Genomic DNA, 15689 nt, shown 5'->3' on the forward strand with positions numbered 1-15689 from the left:
GGTGCAAATTTACGTAAAATTTTGCCTTTAGTAATTCTGAATATAATGAGGCAAGACTTACGAAGTTTAACTCATTGTTATTGGTTTTTTAATGGATTCGTTGAGGGTTTCACCGTTTTAAAACTTCCTAAGTCTTGAGGAGGAGAGATTGTTATCTGCTGGGCTTTACCACCAACACTGGCACATTAACCATGTGCCTTACGGAGTTTACGGTTGTGCCAAAAATAAGGTCTTTAAGTGCTTTGTGACCGTGCGAGCCCATCACTATGAAATCAACACCTTCTTCATTCACTATCTTAGCGATAGCACTTGCCGGGTTACCGTAGCCAATTTGAGCTTTTGCCTTATAACCCAGGTTTTCCAACGCGGTTACATACTGATTGAGGTTGTCTGCATCACTTTGGGTTTCGCTATCCATAACCTGTTTACCATAGTAGCGTGCACCGGCAGTTTCCACTACGTGGATCAGGGTATAATTGGCTCGTTTACCACCCTGCATAATGGCATGCCGTAAGCAGTCATTATCATTTTTTGAAAAATCGATGGTAATGGCTATGTGTTTGTAGATAATGGCATCAAGTTCAGTAATAGCGCTTGCAATACCATGGGGCGCGTAAACCGGCTGATCTTTATGCTTATATAGCATCGGCCTGAAAAATACATATATCAGCAGTGCCGCTACACCAATTACGATGGGAAAAACCAGGGCATAGATCCAGATAGCCGAGGATGGGTACTCTTTTATCCAGTCAAATAATTGTTGGTATACCAGCTTGGCATTCAAAGCAACGATAAGGACGGCACAGATCCAGGCCAGTACTTTTACTTTAAGGCTGATAGCAAACTTACCCATCCGTTTCTTATCAGATGTAAAGTGGATGAGCGGGATAACCGCGAAGCCCAGTTGCAGGCTCAATACCACCTGGCTTAATATGATAAGGCTGCCCAAGCCCGCCTCACCAAAATAAATAATAGTGAATACGGCCGGTACAATAGCCAGCACGCGGGTAAGCAAACGGCGTAACCAGGGTTCAATACGCAGGTTAATGTGACCTTCCATAATAATTTGTCCGGCGAGGGTGCCTGTAATGGTTGAACTTTGTCCCGAGGCGATCAAGGCGATGGCAAAAAGCACAGGGGCAACCCGGCCGAAAATATGTTCCAGTAATTTATAAGCATCCTGTATCTCGGCAACTTTAAAATAACCGTTCTTATAAAACGCGGTGGCTGCCAGTATCAGTATAGCTGCGTTCACCAAAAAGGCCAGGTTAAGCGCGATAACAGTATCAAACAAGTTAAATTTAATAGCTGATTTAATGCCCACATCTGTACGGGTGATCTGCCTGGTTTGCACCAGCGAGGAGTGCAGGTACAGGTTATGCGGCATTACTGTAGCGCCAATAATACCAATAGCAATGTATAGCGACTCGCCACTCAAATTACCCGGGGCAAAACCTTTGGCAATTTCAACTACGCTGGGGTTCACAATAAACATTTCGATTAGGAAGGATAGCCCTACAATAAATATCATGGATATAATAAAACCTTCCAGTTTACGCATGCCCTTGTTCATTAGATAAAGCATGAGGATGGTATCGGTAATGGTAAGCGATACACCCCATATCAATGGTAGATTAAACAGTAGTTTTAAACCGATGGCCATGCCGATGATCTCGGCCAGATCGCAGGCTATAATGGCTATTTGGGCCAGTATGTACAGCCAGAAGTTTACAAAGCGGGGATAGGCGTTTTTGGATGCCTGCGCCAAATCGAGCCCGCGAACGATACCCAGGCGCGCGCTCAATGATTGTAAAAGGAGTGCTATCAGGTTGGAGGCGAACAATACCCATATCAGCTTATAGCCAAACGCACTGCCGCCGGCAATGTCGGTTGCCCAGTTGCCTGGATCCATATAACCCACACTAACCAGATAGGCGGGCCCCAGGAAAGCCATTATTTTGCGCCAGCCCGTTTTGTTTTCGGTGGTAACCGAACTGTGTACGTCTCCTAATGATTGATTGTGGTTATCGGTCATAAAGCTATCAGTAAGTTATTGGCCGCTTCGCGGCTGATATGAATTTCTTTTTTGTTTTCAATTTGTAAGATCATGGAATGGTCAAACTCTACAATTTCCATGATGGATATTTTTTTCCCGAGCGTAAGCTGCTGTTTTTCGAGATATTGTAAAAAAGATGAGCTGTGATCGCGCACGCCGGATATGGTGCCGCTGTCGTTTACCCTTAATGCGGATATGGGCGTCAGCTCCGACGCGTTAAACCGGCCATTACAGTCGGGGATAGGTTCGCCATGCGGGTCATGCTGGGGGTAGTCCATAAACTCATCAAGCCGGTCAATCAGCTCTGCCGATGATATGTGCTCCATCTCTTCGGCCATATCATGTACCTGGTCCCATTTAAACTTGAGTTTCTCCACTAAAAAATACTCCCAGAGCCGGTGTTTGCGGATAATATTCACGGCTATCTTTTCGCCCGATGGGGTTAGGCTTACGCCCTGATACCGGGTATAGTTGATCAGGGCTTTATCAGACAGTTTTTTTAGCATATCCGTTACCGACGAAGCCTTGGTGTTTAATGACGCCGCAATTTGATTAGTGCTCACATTTTCGGCATCAATAGACAGGTGATAGATCGATTTTAAATAGTTTTCCTCGGCTAACGTATTCATTTATACAAATCTAATAAAAAATTTAGACTTATCTAAATTATGAAAAACGCGGGAAATATATTTTTGTTGAATTACTTTTAAGAGAAATATAATTTTGTGAACAGAGGAAAACTGTATATTTGCGTACATTATTGTAACCTGATGGCTGCGGAATTAGATAAAATCGATCTTCAAATACTTAAGATATTACAGGAAAACGGAAGAATAACCAACCTTCAACTTTCAAACGAGATAGGGCTTTCACCAGCACCAACCTTAGAACGCGTACGTAAGCTGGAAAATGCCGAGTACATCAAGAGCTATCATGCCTTGGTTGATGAGGAAAAACTAGGCTTGGGTATCAAAACCTTTATACAGATATCGCTTGACTTTCATCAGAAAAATACCATTCAAACATTTTTGGATGAGATCAAACACATTAAAGAGGTAACCGAGTGTCACCACGTAACCGGCCAGTGCGATTTTTTACTGAAAGTTTATGTGCGCGACATTAAATCATACGAACAACTGATCATGGAAAAGATAAGCCGCATCACGGTAGTAAAAACTTTCCAAACCATGATGATCATGTCAACCAGCAAAAAGGAACCGATTGTTCCGTTGGAATATTAGTTGAAAGAGAAGCAAGAAGTTAGAGTCAAGAATCAAGATAAAAGTGTCAAGGTTCTTGACTTTTGTTTTTTAGCTCTTGATTCTTGACTCTAATTTCTTGACTCTTTCCTTAGCCTATCTGCCAATTTATCGGTTTTTTACCTTCTTTTTCTAAGATAGCGTTGGTTTTTGAAAATGGTTTGCTGCCGAAAAAACCACGGTCGGCAGAGAAAGGAGAGGGGTGGGGCGATTTTAGGATAAAATGTTTCTTCTCATCAATCAATGCTGCTTTTGATTGCGCGAATGCTCCCCAGAGTATAAATACAATGCCTTCCTTTTTGTCAGATATGGTTTTGATCACCTCATCAGTAAACTCCTCCCAGCCCTGCTTTTGATGCGAACCCGGGTTACTGGCTCTAACCGTTAAAGTAGCGTTTAATAATAGTACACCCTGTTTGGCCCATTCTTCGAGGTTACCATGTGCGGGTATTTTAAATCCGGGGATATCGGTTTGTAATTCTTTATAAATATTGATGAGTGATCGGGGAGTGGCGATACCTTTTTGTACCGAAAACGAAAGCCCGTGGGCCTGGTGCGCGCCATGGTACGGATCCTGGCCCAATATCACCACTTTTACATCGTCAAAATGAGTGGTGTTAAACGCATTGAAAATTTCGCTGTTTTTGGGGTAAACTACCTGACCTGCTGCCTTTTCTTTCTGTAAAAAATCCTTGAGTTTTATCATGTAGTCTTTCCCAAATTCAGCCTTCAAAACTTCCATCCAGGAGGGGTCTAATGCATTTGCCATAAATATTGATATAATGTTGATTAAGCGTACAAATTAACGGATATTTGTACTCAATATATAGTATCATAAATTATGTCAAATATTGTAAGGCTAATTATAGCCTGTGTATTATTCGGTGCGGCGGTTGCGCTTTGTGCCTTTGGATTTTGGGGCTGGGGAATTTTAGTTTTGTTTTTAGGCGGTATTGTGCTGTTGAGCTTCTTCTTTAACGAGAATATGATCATATCGCAATTTTATCTGCGTAAAGAAAACTCAGAAAAAGCCGAAGCCTGGTTAATGAAGATCACTGATTACGAAAAACAGCTGCATAAAAACCAGCATGGTTATTATAACTTACTCATAGGTTTGGTTGAATCGCGCAAGGCGCCTATGAAATCGGAAAAATACTTTAAGAAAGCGCTTCAGTTGGGCATGAAAATGTCTCACAATACGGCTTTGGCTAAATTGAGCCTGGCAGGTATCTCTATGGCCAGACGTAACAAACGCGAGGCGCAAATGTACCTTTCAGAAGCTGCAAAAGATGATAAGAATAAATTACTGGCCGAGCAGATCAAGATGATGAAAGGACAAATGGCTCAAATGGATAAGCAACAGGTAGTAAGGGGCGGATATCGCCAGTTCTGATCTGGAAAGAAAATAAAAAGGAATAAAATAAAAAAGGGACGCGAAAGCATCCCTTTTTTATTTCTCGTCAATAGCGCTGAAATAATCGGCAGTAGCAGAGTGATTCTGGTAAGGCGATACTACGCGGTCGCTATATGAATAGTCGCTTTCTTCGCTCGGATTGGCCACTTCGACCATCTTTAATAAACTCCTGATGAACGATAAGTTGAAGTTACTTCTGTTCAGTTTGATCAGGTATTCGTTCTCGGTGATCTCCAAAATTGAATTGGTCATGACTTTTTTTGATAGTTGTTTATTGCAAGTATAATCAACATAATTAAACACAAAGTACCGTTTGCTTTAAGCTTTTATTAATAAATTGTTATTAAATTGCTGATACAGAGTTGGGTATCAAAATAGCCCTGACAATGGCCCTGTTAAGGTGTTAACTACGGTAAAAATAGCATAAAAAGAAATACAAACCGGAGAGTTTTCGTTTTTATTTTTTATATATGGACACTTATCAGCATCTCCTGTGGCTTATACCTTGATATCTTAACCGTAGTTGGTGTTATTACCGTACCGCACTTTTTATTAATGCTGGTTACGATAAGCCACAGGGCTGAGACCTGTTTCTTTTCTGAAAAGCCTGGAAAAATAAGGAGGATTTTCAAATCCAAGCTGATATGCGATCTGCGCCACCGTAAGGTCGGCACCAATCAATAGGTTTTTTGCTTCTGTGATCAGGTAGCTGTGGATATGGTCGATTGCTGACCTTCCTGTTTCCTGCCTTAACAGATCACTAAGATAATGGGGCGACATTTTGAGTTGTGCTGCAATGGTCGTAACGGTCGGCAAACCATCCGTCTGCAATGCACCACCCTCAAAATACTGCCGGATGGCTTTGTTAAATTGGGAAATTACCTTACCTGTCAGTTCGTTTCTGTTCAGGAACTGACGTTTATAAAACCGCTGAGAATATTTGAGGATAGCTTCAATATGTCCCAAAATAATCTCCTTACTGTACTCATCCTGATTGTTATTATATTCTGTCTCGATCTTCCGGAATAGTTCCCACATAATTTCTTCCTCGCGGGGTGAAATGTGAAGGGCCTCATTGGTTTCGTAATCAAAAAAACTATATTTTTTGATGGTCTGATGCAACGATTCTCCATTCAGGAAATCACGGTGAAACATAATCGTAAACCCACTACCTTCCAGTTTAATGTTTTTAAGTTCAACAATCTGACCTGGTTTAATATAGATCATGGAACCTCCATTGTGATCGTATTTGGTACGGCCGTAATAAAGACTGCCGGATATGACTTTCTTAAACGCGATGGTATAAAAGTCGGTTGTATATTCATTGTTAGGGATACCGCAGGTAGTTGGGCATGTATCTACACATGTAATCAGGCTAAGTAAGGGGCTTTCCGACATCGGCCACCCTCTGGCTTTATGCAGTTCGCTTAAACTTTTAAAATGCTTCATCTGAATAAAGATACAGCATCCGGCTGATAGGATACTGTATCGTTTTTTAATTTAACTGATTAATGACCATGTGCTGCTGCGGAAACTTCTTTCCATGATTCCCAAACTGCCAGCCGGTCTGCATAAACCTGTTGTACTCTGGGTAAGGCGACTTTTCCTAAAAATAAACGCAATGGCGGCTGATCGCTATCCACCAATTTTAAAATAGCCGGTACTGTTGCTTCGGGGTAGCCAACCATTTCCGGGGTAAAATAGCCATTGAATGTTTCCTTAAGGCCGTTATATACGGCAAGAGATTGAGTTTTAACGGCCGAATCGCCACTCCAGTCTGTGCCAAAGGCATTGGGTTCAACAAGGCTTACCTTGATACCGAATCCTTTTACCTCTGCAGCAAGACTCTCGCTTAATCCTTCAACTGCCCATTTAGAGGCGATGTAGATACTTATAATAGGTGCAGCAGTGTGACCTGCCAAACTTGAAACCTGTACGATATGCCCATAACCTTGCTCCCGCATAATTGGGATAATCGCCTGCGTCATCCATAGCAAGCCGAATACATTGGTTTCGAACTGATCCCTGGCTTCCTGTTCAGTCGCCTCTTCAATGGCACCAAACAAACCATAACCTGCGTTGTTGATCAGCACATCTATACCTCCAAAATGTTCATGAGCTTGTTTAACGGCTGCAAAGCATTGTTCCCGGTCGTTTACATTCAATTTGACGGGCAACACCGCTTCCCCATAAATGCTTACAAGGTCTTTTAACGAGTTAAGGTTTCGTGCGGTGGCGATTACCTTATCACCACGTTTTAAAAATGCTTCCGCCCATATTTTACCCAATCCCCGGGATGCGCCTGTTATTAAGATTACTTTAGATTCCATATGCATTATTTTATGCCACAAAATTACCGGTGGCAGGTATCGGTGAGTTATACATATCGCTGAATATCGGATACATATTTTTCCAGTATGGGATTCTGGGGCTTTATATCATATCAATGGAGATTGATCCAGTAAACAGCCACCCTGCGTCAACCGAGTGTCTGCGGTATCATTACATTGATGAGTATACGATTTCTTGCTTGTTTTATTTAAAAAGCAAAGCCGGCAAACCTACGCCTATAGCTACCCCATAAGCCAGATCGGCCCAAAGAAAGCGCAATATGTTAAATACATATATAAGCCCGATAATGGGAAAGGAGATAAGGGCAAGGATGTTTTTCTCTTTGATCTTTTCTTTGGCTTGTTCATATAAGTTTCTGGCATCCTGGTTAGATGGAATTGCGTGCATGCCGATGGATACACCGAGCCACATCAAAAAATAGGATAGGGGATGGCTTACATTAAAAAAGTTGATAGGTATATAAGCTGGTAAGCAAATAAGCAGGCACAGTAAAGTATTTACAAAAAACGGGCCCATACTTATTAAAAAGGTGGTGTAAAAGTTTGTGGTGTTTTCGTGTATCACATAACCCACCGGGTTAGCAAAGCGAAAGTAACATACCTTGAAAACCGCTACCTTACGCAGCTTGCAGAAAAATAAATGTGCAAATTCATGTACAATAACACCTGGAAAGGTGAAGATCGAGATCAGGATGCCGGGAATAAACATATTTTACCGATTAGATGAGGTGTAACCATTAGGGAATTTTTTATGAAACTGATCTCTGGTGATGATCTGCCGTGAATCAAGCCGGTACTGGATCAGACCGTAATATTCTTTTGCTACGACGCTGGTATCGTCAAGCGTTTTTGCTTTATTGAAGTATTTAAGGGAGAGCTGTTTGAGCGAATCCACATTGTTTTGCGCATACAAACAAGCATAAGCAGATGATACTCCGGCCCACGATTGTGATTGGGTGGTATCTAACTGTAAAAAACTTTTTGAAGCGGCTAAAAACAGCTTATAGTCTTTATTGTCGAAGCCCGACCCTATTTGTGCCTGCAGTATATATTCTTTCACATGAAAATTAGGCGAAAGGTCTTTGCATTTTTCGAGTTGTACTAATGCCGCTGCCGACTTATCTTTCGACAGCAGATCAACGGCCTTAAAGTAGGCTGCCATTTCGGCCAGATCGCTTATTTCCGGCACCTGTGCGGATGCCTCGCTCATAAAGTTTGCTGCTCCGGAGAAGCTTTGTTTGCCGAAAGCCTCATTAGCATGTTTAATATTACGGTAAGCTGAATAAAACCGCCAGTTCCAGAAAATGGAAAATACAACCAGTACTAAAACCCCGGCAAAAAACAGTTTTACCCACGAAGGGAAAATACTTTTATCAAGGTTGAGTTTACAATTATCACAGATAGGATAAACGGATAATTTATTTAGTGTTACATCGCCAAAATCCTGCTGGCAAAAAGCACATACCGATCCGGAAGGCGTGACTTCGGGGCCCTCAACCGGTTGTTCCTTTTCGTCGTTAATGTTTTCGGAGCAGGATATGATATACTGTTTACGGGCTTGAACCTGATCCTTCCGGGAATGGTTACCGGTATCTACACCGGCGCATTTTAATGGTGACATGTGATATAAGTGATAAGGCCGTTTGTATTACGCTTATTGCATTTGTTATACAAGGGTAAATATAATTTAAAAAACTAATTCATGAATACCGTAAAAGGAAATTTTTATCGGATAAAATGGCATTATCTTTTGATAAACCGGTGTTTAAGAATACGTTCCATTACGCTATTCGCATAGTTTAGCCCCATTGTGATCTTGGTGTTACCCAGGTGCAGCATGTTACCTTCAATTGTATTTATCTTTTGAGTATTTACGATATAACTTTTATGTACCTGCAGAAATTGTTCAGCGGGAAGTTTTCCCAATATTCCTTTGATAGTGAGGTAAACCACCAGTTTGTCATTCATCGTATGAAGTATCACATAGTTAGCCATTGCTTCTACATATACCAATTCATCGTAAACTATCTTTTCAATTTTTCCATCGCACTTTACATAAAAATGGCCTGCATCAGTTTTTTGCGCAACCGACTTGCTCTCTTTTAATGATTTAAGTTCAAAAGCTTTTAGGCAGGCTTTTAAAAAGCGTTCTAATGAAAATGGCTTTACCAGGTAATCAACAACCGCTAACTCAAAACCGTCCAATGCATATTGACCGTAGGCTGTGGTCATGATCACCATGGGCAAATTAGATACCGACCTTAAAAATTCCATACCGTTCATTTTGGGCATGTTGATATCCAGGAAAATCAAATCCACATCCATGTTATTGATCAGCGTAGTTGCTTTTAAGGGGTTTTCTGCAAGCCCTGCTAATTCTAAAAAATCAATTTCTTCCATATACTCCTGTATCAGTTTACGGGCAATTGGTTCGTCATCAATGATCAGGCATTTTAATTTCATATGTCAAATAAGGTTAAGATCACTTCATAGCTTTCTTCATACTCATTGATCTTTAAGTCATATTTATTGGAGTATAAAAGCTCCAGTCGTCTTTTAGCATTGGCTATACCTAAACCGGAAGATTTTTCGGCTTGAATAATATTAGCTTGCATGATAGCAGTGTCTTTTGTGTTTTCTATTTTGAAAAAGAGATACCCTTCTGTGCTCTTTAAATAAATATCAATATAGTTATCCATTCCCTCATGAATACTCACATATTTGAAGGCATTCTCTATAAATGTGATCAATAACAATGGCGCTATTTTTAAATTCCCATTGATGTTATCCTCGCGGAATGACACCCTGATCCGTTCATCAATCCTGCTTTTTTGCAGATCGATATAATTCTTAATATAATTAAGCTCCCTGTCCAGGTCTGTTTTTTCTACATTGCATTCATACAGTTGATAGCGAAGCATCTCGGAAAACTTAAGCAACATTTCTCGCGCCGGCTTATTGGATTTATCAATGTGGCCGTAGATGGAATTAATAGAGTTAAATAAAAAATGAGGATTAAACTGCGCCCTCAAAAAGTTTAGTTCTGTAGTCGCTTTTTCTTTTTCAATTTTCTCAATATAAATTTCAGAGCGAATCTTTTCGGCGATCATTTTACCGGCGAGGATCAACACTACCCAAAACAGGATGTTAATGAACGAATTATAAAAAATGCTTAGGTAATCGAAATGGGTGTTGGTAATTTTAAACACATATATGGTAACCAGCATAGATACGGGGATCCTTATTAAAGCCGTTACCGTAATGGCCAGGGTAAATATAATTCCGAATTTTACGTAGTACTTTTTATTCAACAGGTAAGGAATAGCATATAACGTATTGAAATAGTAATTGGCAGCTATAAATATCAAATAACAAAACTGGATGGTTATAGCATGAGTAAGTACCAGCGTGCTGTTTCTGAAAACAAATATCCAAAAGATATAAGCCAGGAGCCAAAACAAAAAGTGGTATATGATCAGATACTTTTTCAAAACGGATTTGCTTTACTATAAAAATACACAACTATTTCTGTTCTTCACTTCCGTCTGGAAATGCCTGGCCTTTATGACAGGTATTACAGGTTACAGTAAGGGCATCGCTGCCTATCAGCGGATGTTTGAGCTTAAAATATTTTTTATTGATCCCGATGGTCATGCGCATCATGGCCCTGGAAATCTCTTTTTCGGGCTTGGCATCACTGGCAAAATCAAGACCGTGGCCGTCTTTTGCGGTGGCATGGCAAAAATTACAGGTAACGCCTAAGCCATCCTGAAAATCATCAACCATGATGCTTTGCAGATCCTTTGAAGTGATATTTTGGGACAGCACTTTTAAGTTCTCATAATGTACATCAGCAGGTTTTGAGGATGTGGCCGCAACACAAACGGTTACTGTAACTGCAATGCCTGCAATAACAGCTAACTTTTTATTTATCTTCAAGGTAATTTATATTAAATGTAATCAACTGTTGTAGGAGAAGGCCTCAAGCTTTAACAGCGTAAATATTGAGCTGCACTTCCAGTTCATTTGCGATGGTGCTGGTTCCCCCAATCCCAAAATCTTTTCTGTTGATTTTAAATGAACCTTTGAAAAGAAATTCCTCCTGATGTTGTTCGGCACTAAAGGGGATCGATATATCTTTTGATTTTCCTTTAATAGTAAGCTTCCCTGTAACCAAATAATGACCGCCCTTCCCATCTGCCGTAACTTTAGCTGATAAAAAATGAATATTGGGGTAATCCCTGACGTTAAAATATCCTTCATCTTTCAGGTGTTTATCTCTCAGGGTATTATCCGTATTGATAGTGTTGGCATCGATGGTAATGTCCACACTGCTGTTGCCGGGAGTTTGCGGATCAAAGTTGATCAGCCCCTGGATGCCCTTGAAAGACCCTTTTACATCGAACCCGAAATTACGGATAGTAAATTCTACGGTTGATCTTGTATCAACAGGTTTATACTGTGCCAGGGCTATGGTGCCCGTTAGTATCAGGAGCATTAATAATGGTAATACTTTCATGTTTTATTTTTTGCAATTGATAAAAATGTGGAGCTACCGGTTTATGGCAGCCCCACTTTATTATTAACCCGTTGAACTAACCAGGTTCAACAGAATCTTTATTCAGCTTTTATTAATGGGGTATCAGTGATAGCGAGTGTATGATCATGTTCCTGATAGTTTACACTGGTGAGGCCGAGCAGTGTACGGAGTTTTTCGGCTGGAACTTTCATTGGGCCCGGCGAAGGTGCCGCGCCCGGAGCCGGTTGCGGAAAAGCGGTTGAATTTGCTGTATGGAATGTGATATTCCCTTCAATCTTCTGAATAGTTTGGTGAATATGACCGTTTAATACTGATACCGAACCAAAGCGCTTTAACAGGCTTAAGGCCTGGGCACTATCCTCGGTACCCCATCCCCATTGCGGATAGATAGCCCACATAGGGATATGCGCAAACACCACAACAGGCGTGCTTGATGAAAGCCCTTTTAAATCGCCCTCAAGCCATTTGATCTGATCCGGACCTAAATAGCCCAGCCCCCCCTCCACATGGTTGGTCACATTTACCAACCCAACAAAATGTACCCCGTTGGAGTCAAAACTATACCATCCATCACCTTTAGTTCCTTTACCATAACGCTCCAGGTAAAGCTTCCCATTATCTGTTACGTCATGCTCGCCGGGTACATAAAATATTTTTTCGGTCTTTACACTTTTTAACGATTGCTCCAACGCGTCGAATTCATCCGCTTGCGCCAGGTGCGATAAGTCGCCGGTGTGCAATACAAAGGATGGCGCATTTGGCATTGCATTAATTTTGGCTATGGTAGCTTGTAAGGTTGCTATAACATCAGGATTAGCGGCCTTATTAAAACCGATATGACTGTCGCTGATCTGAACGAAGCTGAAATCAGATTTTGGCACAATGAGTCCTTTTTTAAGGTTGCCGGTTGCTTTATCGATCATCTGACTCATGCCGTATGATTTTAAAATGCCTCCGGACATCATCCAAAGTACACCAGTGCCTGCCCAGGCCATACATTCCAGGAAGCCCCGGCGATCTATACCATCGTTATTAGCGTCAAGGGCTTGGCTGTCCTCTGCGTGAAAGTGGTTTTTCATAATTCTTATTTAATAATTATTGGAATACACCACTAAGAAAGATAAAGTGCCAACCTTAATATACTATTTTACATGAAGCAGAGGAAATACTTGATGAACATCGTTTTTCATTATTAATGAAAGATATAATCTCCTAACGAAACCCTTTTAGAGCCAAACTGTGAATTATTTACGCCGATATTGGATAAAATAAATTTTAAGTTTTAAATTAGATCAATGTAATTGGCAGTAAATCAGCTTGATCAATTATATTTACCTAAACCTAACCCCACATCACATGAAAGCATTTAAGCTATGGACGCTCACACAGGAGAATACCAGTCCATTCGTTATCATCGCGGTACTTTACTCCTTTTTTCTTGGCATGCCTTTTTTTTATTTTTTAGTCCTGGCGGGACATCCCCACGATTTCTATGAACATGATCGTCTCGCTGCAAAACAGGAACAACTGTGGAGTCTTCACATCCAACAACTAAAAAAGCTGAACAAAGATACCACGGTCTACTTCAATAATAAACCTGAACTCAATTGGAGACAGGATGCTGAATCAAGAGAATATGTGATGGTATCACGGATTGCTATTTATAGTGCCGTTGCTGCATTTGGAGCGATCGGCGCTGCAGTAAGCCTGATCACCAGGGCAAGAAATAAAAAGGAAGTGGGTAATATCACACCGCTGGAGCTGATCTCCATTCAAACCATTGGGGCAATATTTGCTGGTATCCTAACCCTTATATTTGTTGCCGACCTTATCGGAGGCAGGGTATTTCCCGAACCCGACCTCTTTTACCGTATCATTTACGTACACCCGGCATTTGCCAAATTGCTCATTTGGTGTTTCATCGCCGGGTTTAGCGAACGGTTCGTGCCCAATATTTTGAATAACCTGGTCAAACAAACTGATGAGAATAAGGAGGAAATAAAGAGCGCGGAATAAAAGCGGTGATCTTATGCCCATGAAATATACCGTTTCCTCGCAATACTGGAATCGATTTTAATTTTCGCAATTTTTATTCAAATAAAAAGCCCCACAGATATGCAGGGCTTTTGCCAGTATTTGTAAATTGGGAAGCGCTACTCTTTTTTATTTTTGTGTACGGTTACTGCTGAACGAATCCCGGAACATTTTCCAACCCTTTTTTGTCTTTTTCCAGAGAACTAAGAATTTGCCATCGTCAAATACCTTTCCCTGAGCATCAAAAGACTGCCAAAGACCCTCTTCCGTAACATACTGCCGGCCATCTCCGAAAATATTTTTGGTGATGAATTTACCTCCACGCAGACCATAGTTTTCGTATCCATCTTTAAAAAATTTTGCTAATTCGGCACGGCCACAAAGGATGGGGGAATTAGGGGGCAACAAACAAGCATCATCTGCATAATGATTAAGAATGGAGCCGTCATTTTTTGCAATAGCGATAAAATAAGTAGCATTGCTTGCTACAATTGCCTTTTTTGCCTCCTGTAATAATGTATTGTCTTGATTGGATTGGGCGTTTGCAATGAAATGCGCAAATGACAGGAAGAGAAGCAATAAAAATTTCTTGTAATTTTTCATCTTGATGAATTTTAAGTTGTTTTAACAAAAGTAAAATCCAGTAAACAAGGAAAATTGTAAAAGAACGAACAAATATGAATTGAAAAGTGATATTTTTATAATGTCATTATCTTTAGTTAGTTATGAGAGATAGGATATTTTTTCCGTCAGATATTTTAAAACCTTTTGTAAAGAATTACTGGACATGCCGCCACGATACAGATGTTCTGGAGGTTATGTATCCGAGCGGTTGTGTGGAACTCTGTATAGACATCTCCACAAATGATACTATCAGGCACCGGGGGAATAATTCGATGAGGGTGCCCTGTTTGGAAGTGTTAGGGCACTGGACGATCCCGACTACGGCCGCCCTCACTAAAGGGAATACATGCCTGATAACACGATTCCAGCCACATGCCAGCTCGCTTTTTTTTCCAAATCCGGCCTCTGATTTTACCAATGAATCCATTGACCTCTGTGATATTTTCAATAAGGAATCGGATGACTTTTATAGCCGCTTAATGGAGCAGCACTCTTTAGAACAGAAAATAGAAGTTTTGGAAGCGTTCTTGATTCAACGACTGATCAGGAATAAAAAGAGCAATCACCAATTGAAATTAGTTGAGCATTTGTGTAACTATGTTTCAAACGAAGATCGATCTTTCAATATACAAAGCCTGTCTGCACACTATGGGTTTTCTGAACGATATATTCAGAAGCTTTTTATAGATTGGGTTGGCATCAATCCCCAAAAGTTTTTTTCAGTTCATCGATTTAACAGGAGCCTGGAGTTATTAAGGTCATCTCCTAAACCGCTCACTTCCATAGCCTTTGAATGCGGCTATTATGATCAGGCGCACTTTATTAAGGAATTCAAATCGTATACTGGTTTAACGCCTAATCAGGTAAAAAAGCTTTAAAATGCCAAATGGACTATGTCCTGCCCCCGAATTATCATACTACCAGGGGACTCTTTTGGAAAAAAATTTTGAAATAAAATTTGCGAAACCAGTCAGTTGCGCATATATTTGCAACCAGTTGGTTTCTCATATAAATTTATAATAATTATGAAAAGTAAAATTCTGTTTGTTTTATGCCTATTGGCCGGTCTGATGTTTATCAATGCGGGTTTAGATAAATTCTTACACTACATGCCTGTGCCAAAGGATCTGCCCGAAAAAATGGTAAAGGCCGGGAAGGCATTTATGGAAATTGGTTGGCTTTTGCCCCTCGTTGGTGCAGCGGAAATCCTTGGCGGTTTGTTGTTGATATTCCCCAGAACCAGGCCTCTTGGCGCTATTGTTATCGTACCTGTTTTAATAGGCATTTTATTGACCAACATCAGCATGGCTCCATCCGGTTTGCCTATTGTATTTGCACTAATCGCTATTATTCTTTGGGTAATTATTGACAATAGGGAAAAGTACCTGCCCCTGATCAGGAAATAAATTTG

19 protein-coding genes are annotated in these 15689 nt (G+C 40.7%); 5 read left to right on the plus strand and 14 right to left on the minus strand.

The window, feature by feature from the left end; all coding sequences use genetic code 11:
- Positions 1-151: 151 nt before the first annotated feature.
- A complete protein-coding gene (locus BLR84_RS05610; protein WP_090465490.1) occupies positions 152-2035 on the minus strand; it encodes an Nramp family divalent metal transporter in 1884 nt (627 codons plus the stop codon).
- The gene (locus tag BLR84_RS05615; RefSeq protein ID WP_090465493.1) at positions 2032-2685 is read right to left on the minus strand and encodes a metal-dependent transcriptional regulator; all 654 of its coding nucleotides are present in this window, start codon (positions 2683-2685) and stop codon (positions 2032-2034) included. The genes BLR84_RS05610 and BLR84_RS05615 overlap by 4 nt, the downstream gene beginning before the upstream one ends.
- Before the next feature lie 141 nt (positions 2686-2826).
- Between BLR84_RS05615 and BLR84_RS05620 the strand changes: the two genes are divergently transcribed.
- Positions 2827-3297, plus strand: a complete 471-nt coding sequence (locus BLR84_RS05620; RefSeq protein ID WP_090465496.1) for an Lrp/AsnC family transcriptional regulator — start codon at positions 2827-2829, stop codon at positions 3295-3297.
- Between the two features lie 109 nt (positions 3298-3406).
- Here the strand turns inward: BLR84_RS05620 and ung are convergent, their stop codons facing one another.
- Positions 3407-4084 (minus strand): uracil-DNA glycosylase, encoded by a 678-nt coding sequence (gene ung / locus BLR84_RS05625; RefSeq protein ID WP_090465498.1) that lies wholly within the window; start codon positions 4082-4084, stop codon positions 3407-3409.
- Between the two features lie 72 nt (positions 4085-4156).
- Between ung and BLR84_RS05630 the strand changes: the two genes are divergently transcribed.
- Positions 4157-4708 carry a hypothetical protein gene (locus BLR84_RS05630; RefSeq protein WP_090465501.1) on the plus strand — a complete coding sequence of 184 codons (552 nt, stop codon included), beginning with the start codon at positions 4157-4159 and terminating at the stop codon, positions 4706-4708.
- Positions 4709-4765: 57 nt separating this feature from the next.
- On the opposite strand, the gene BLR84_RS05635 is transcribed toward BLR84_RS05630, so the two are convergent.
- From BLR84_RS05635 to BLR84_RS05680, 10 genes are all read right to left on the minus strand, one after another.
- Positions 4766-4981 carry a hypothetical protein gene (locus tag BLR84_RS05635; RefSeq protein ID WP_090465504.1) on the minus strand — a complete coding sequence of 72 codons (216 nt, stop codon included), beginning with the start codon at positions 4979-4981 and terminating at the stop codon, positions 4766-4768.
- Between the two features lie 300 nt (positions 4982-5281).
- Complete coding sequence (locus BLR84_RS05640) at positions 5282-6178, minus strand: helix-turn-helix domain-containing protein (RefSeq protein ID WP_090465506.1); 897 nt, start codon at positions 6176-6178, stop codon at positions 5282-5284.
- A gap of 59 nt (positions 6179-6237) precedes the next feature.
- Positions 6238-7059, minus strand: coding sequence for an SDR family NAD(P)-dependent oxidoreductase (locus BLR84_RS05645; protein ID WP_090465510.1), 822 nt, complete (start codon positions 7057-7059; stop codon positions 6238-6240).
- A 205-nt stretch (positions 7060-7264) separates the two neighbouring features.
- A complete protein-coding gene (locus BLR84_RS05650; protein ID WP_090465513.1) occupies positions 7265-7789 on the minus strand; it encodes a metalloprotease family protein in 525 nt (174 codons plus the stop codon).
- A gap of 3 nt (positions 7790-7792) precedes the next feature.
- The gene (locus BLR84_RS05655) at positions 7793-8701 is read right to left on the minus strand and encodes a hypothetical protein (RefSeq protein WP_090465517.1); all 909 of its coding nucleotides are present in this window, start codon (positions 8699-8701) and stop codon (positions 7793-7795) included.
- Positions 8702-8823: 122 nt separating this feature from the next.
- On the minus strand, positions 8824-9543 hold the full coding sequence (locus tag BLR84_RS05660) for a LytR/AlgR family response regulator transcription factor (protein ID WP_090465520.1): 720 nt from the start codon (positions 9541-9543) through the stop codon (positions 8824-8826).
- Positions 9540-10571, minus strand: a complete 1032-nt coding sequence (locus BLR84_RS05665; RefSeq protein WP_090465523.1) for a sensor histidine kinase — start codon at positions 10569-10571, stop codon at positions 9540-9542. Before BLR84_RS05665 ends, BLR84_RS05660 begins: the two co-directional genes overlap by 4 nt.
- A gap of 31 nt (positions 10572-10602) precedes the next feature.
- Positions 10603-11019 (minus strand): c-type cytochrome, encoded by a 417-nt coding sequence (locus tag BLR84_RS05670; protein WP_255366864.1) that lies wholly within the window; start codon positions 11017-11019, stop codon positions 10603-10605.
- A 43-nt stretch (positions 11020-11062) separates the two neighbouring features.
- Positions 11063-11599 (minus strand): YceI family protein, encoded by a 537-nt coding sequence (locus BLR84_RS05675; RefSeq protein ID WP_090465526.1) that lies wholly within the window; start codon positions 11597-11599, stop codon positions 11063-11065.
- A 98-nt stretch (positions 11600-11697) separates the two neighbouring features.
- Positions 11698-12699 carry a metallophosphoesterase family protein gene (locus tag BLR84_RS05680; protein ID WP_090465530.1) on the minus strand — a complete coding sequence of 334 codons (1002 nt, stop codon included), beginning with the start codon at positions 12697-12699 and terminating at the stop codon, positions 11698-11700.
- A gap of 277 nt (positions 12700-12976) precedes the next feature.
- Between BLR84_RS05680 and BLR84_RS05685 the strand changes: the two genes are divergently transcribed.
- On the plus strand, positions 12977-13636 hold the full coding sequence (locus tag BLR84_RS05685; protein WP_090465532.1) for a hypothetical protein: 660 nt from the start codon (positions 12977-12979) through the stop codon (positions 13634-13636).
- 147 nt (positions 13637-13783) lie between these two features.
- On the opposite strand, the gene BLR84_RS05690 is transcribed toward BLR84_RS05685, so the two are convergent.
- Positions 13784-14257 carry a YybH family protein gene (locus BLR84_RS05690; protein ID WP_090465535.1) on the minus strand — a complete coding sequence of 158 codons (474 nt, stop codon included), beginning with the start codon at positions 14255-14257 and terminating at the stop codon, positions 13784-13786.
- 122 nt (positions 14258-14379) lie between these two features.
- Between BLR84_RS05690 and BLR84_RS05695 the strand changes: the two genes are divergently transcribed.
- Positions 14380-15156: a helix-turn-helix domain-containing protein gene (locus tag BLR84_RS05695; RefSeq protein ID WP_090465539.1), complete on the plus strand. Its 777-nt coding sequence runs from the start codon at positions 14380-14382 to the stop codon at positions 15154-15156.
- Between the two features lie 147 nt (positions 15157-15303).
- A complete protein-coding gene (locus BLR84_RS05700; RefSeq protein ID WP_090465542.1) occupies positions 15304-15684 on the plus strand; it encodes a DoxX family membrane protein in 381 nt (126 codons plus the stop codon).
- The last annotated feature ends 5 nt before the right edge of the window (positions 15685-15689 follow it).

The sequence above is a fragment of the Mucilaginibacter sp. OK268 genome (assembly GCF_900103125.1).
In the GTDB taxonomy this organism is placed as follows: Bacteria; Bacteroidota; Bacteroidia; order Sphingobacteriales; family Sphingobacteriaceae; genus Mucilaginibacter.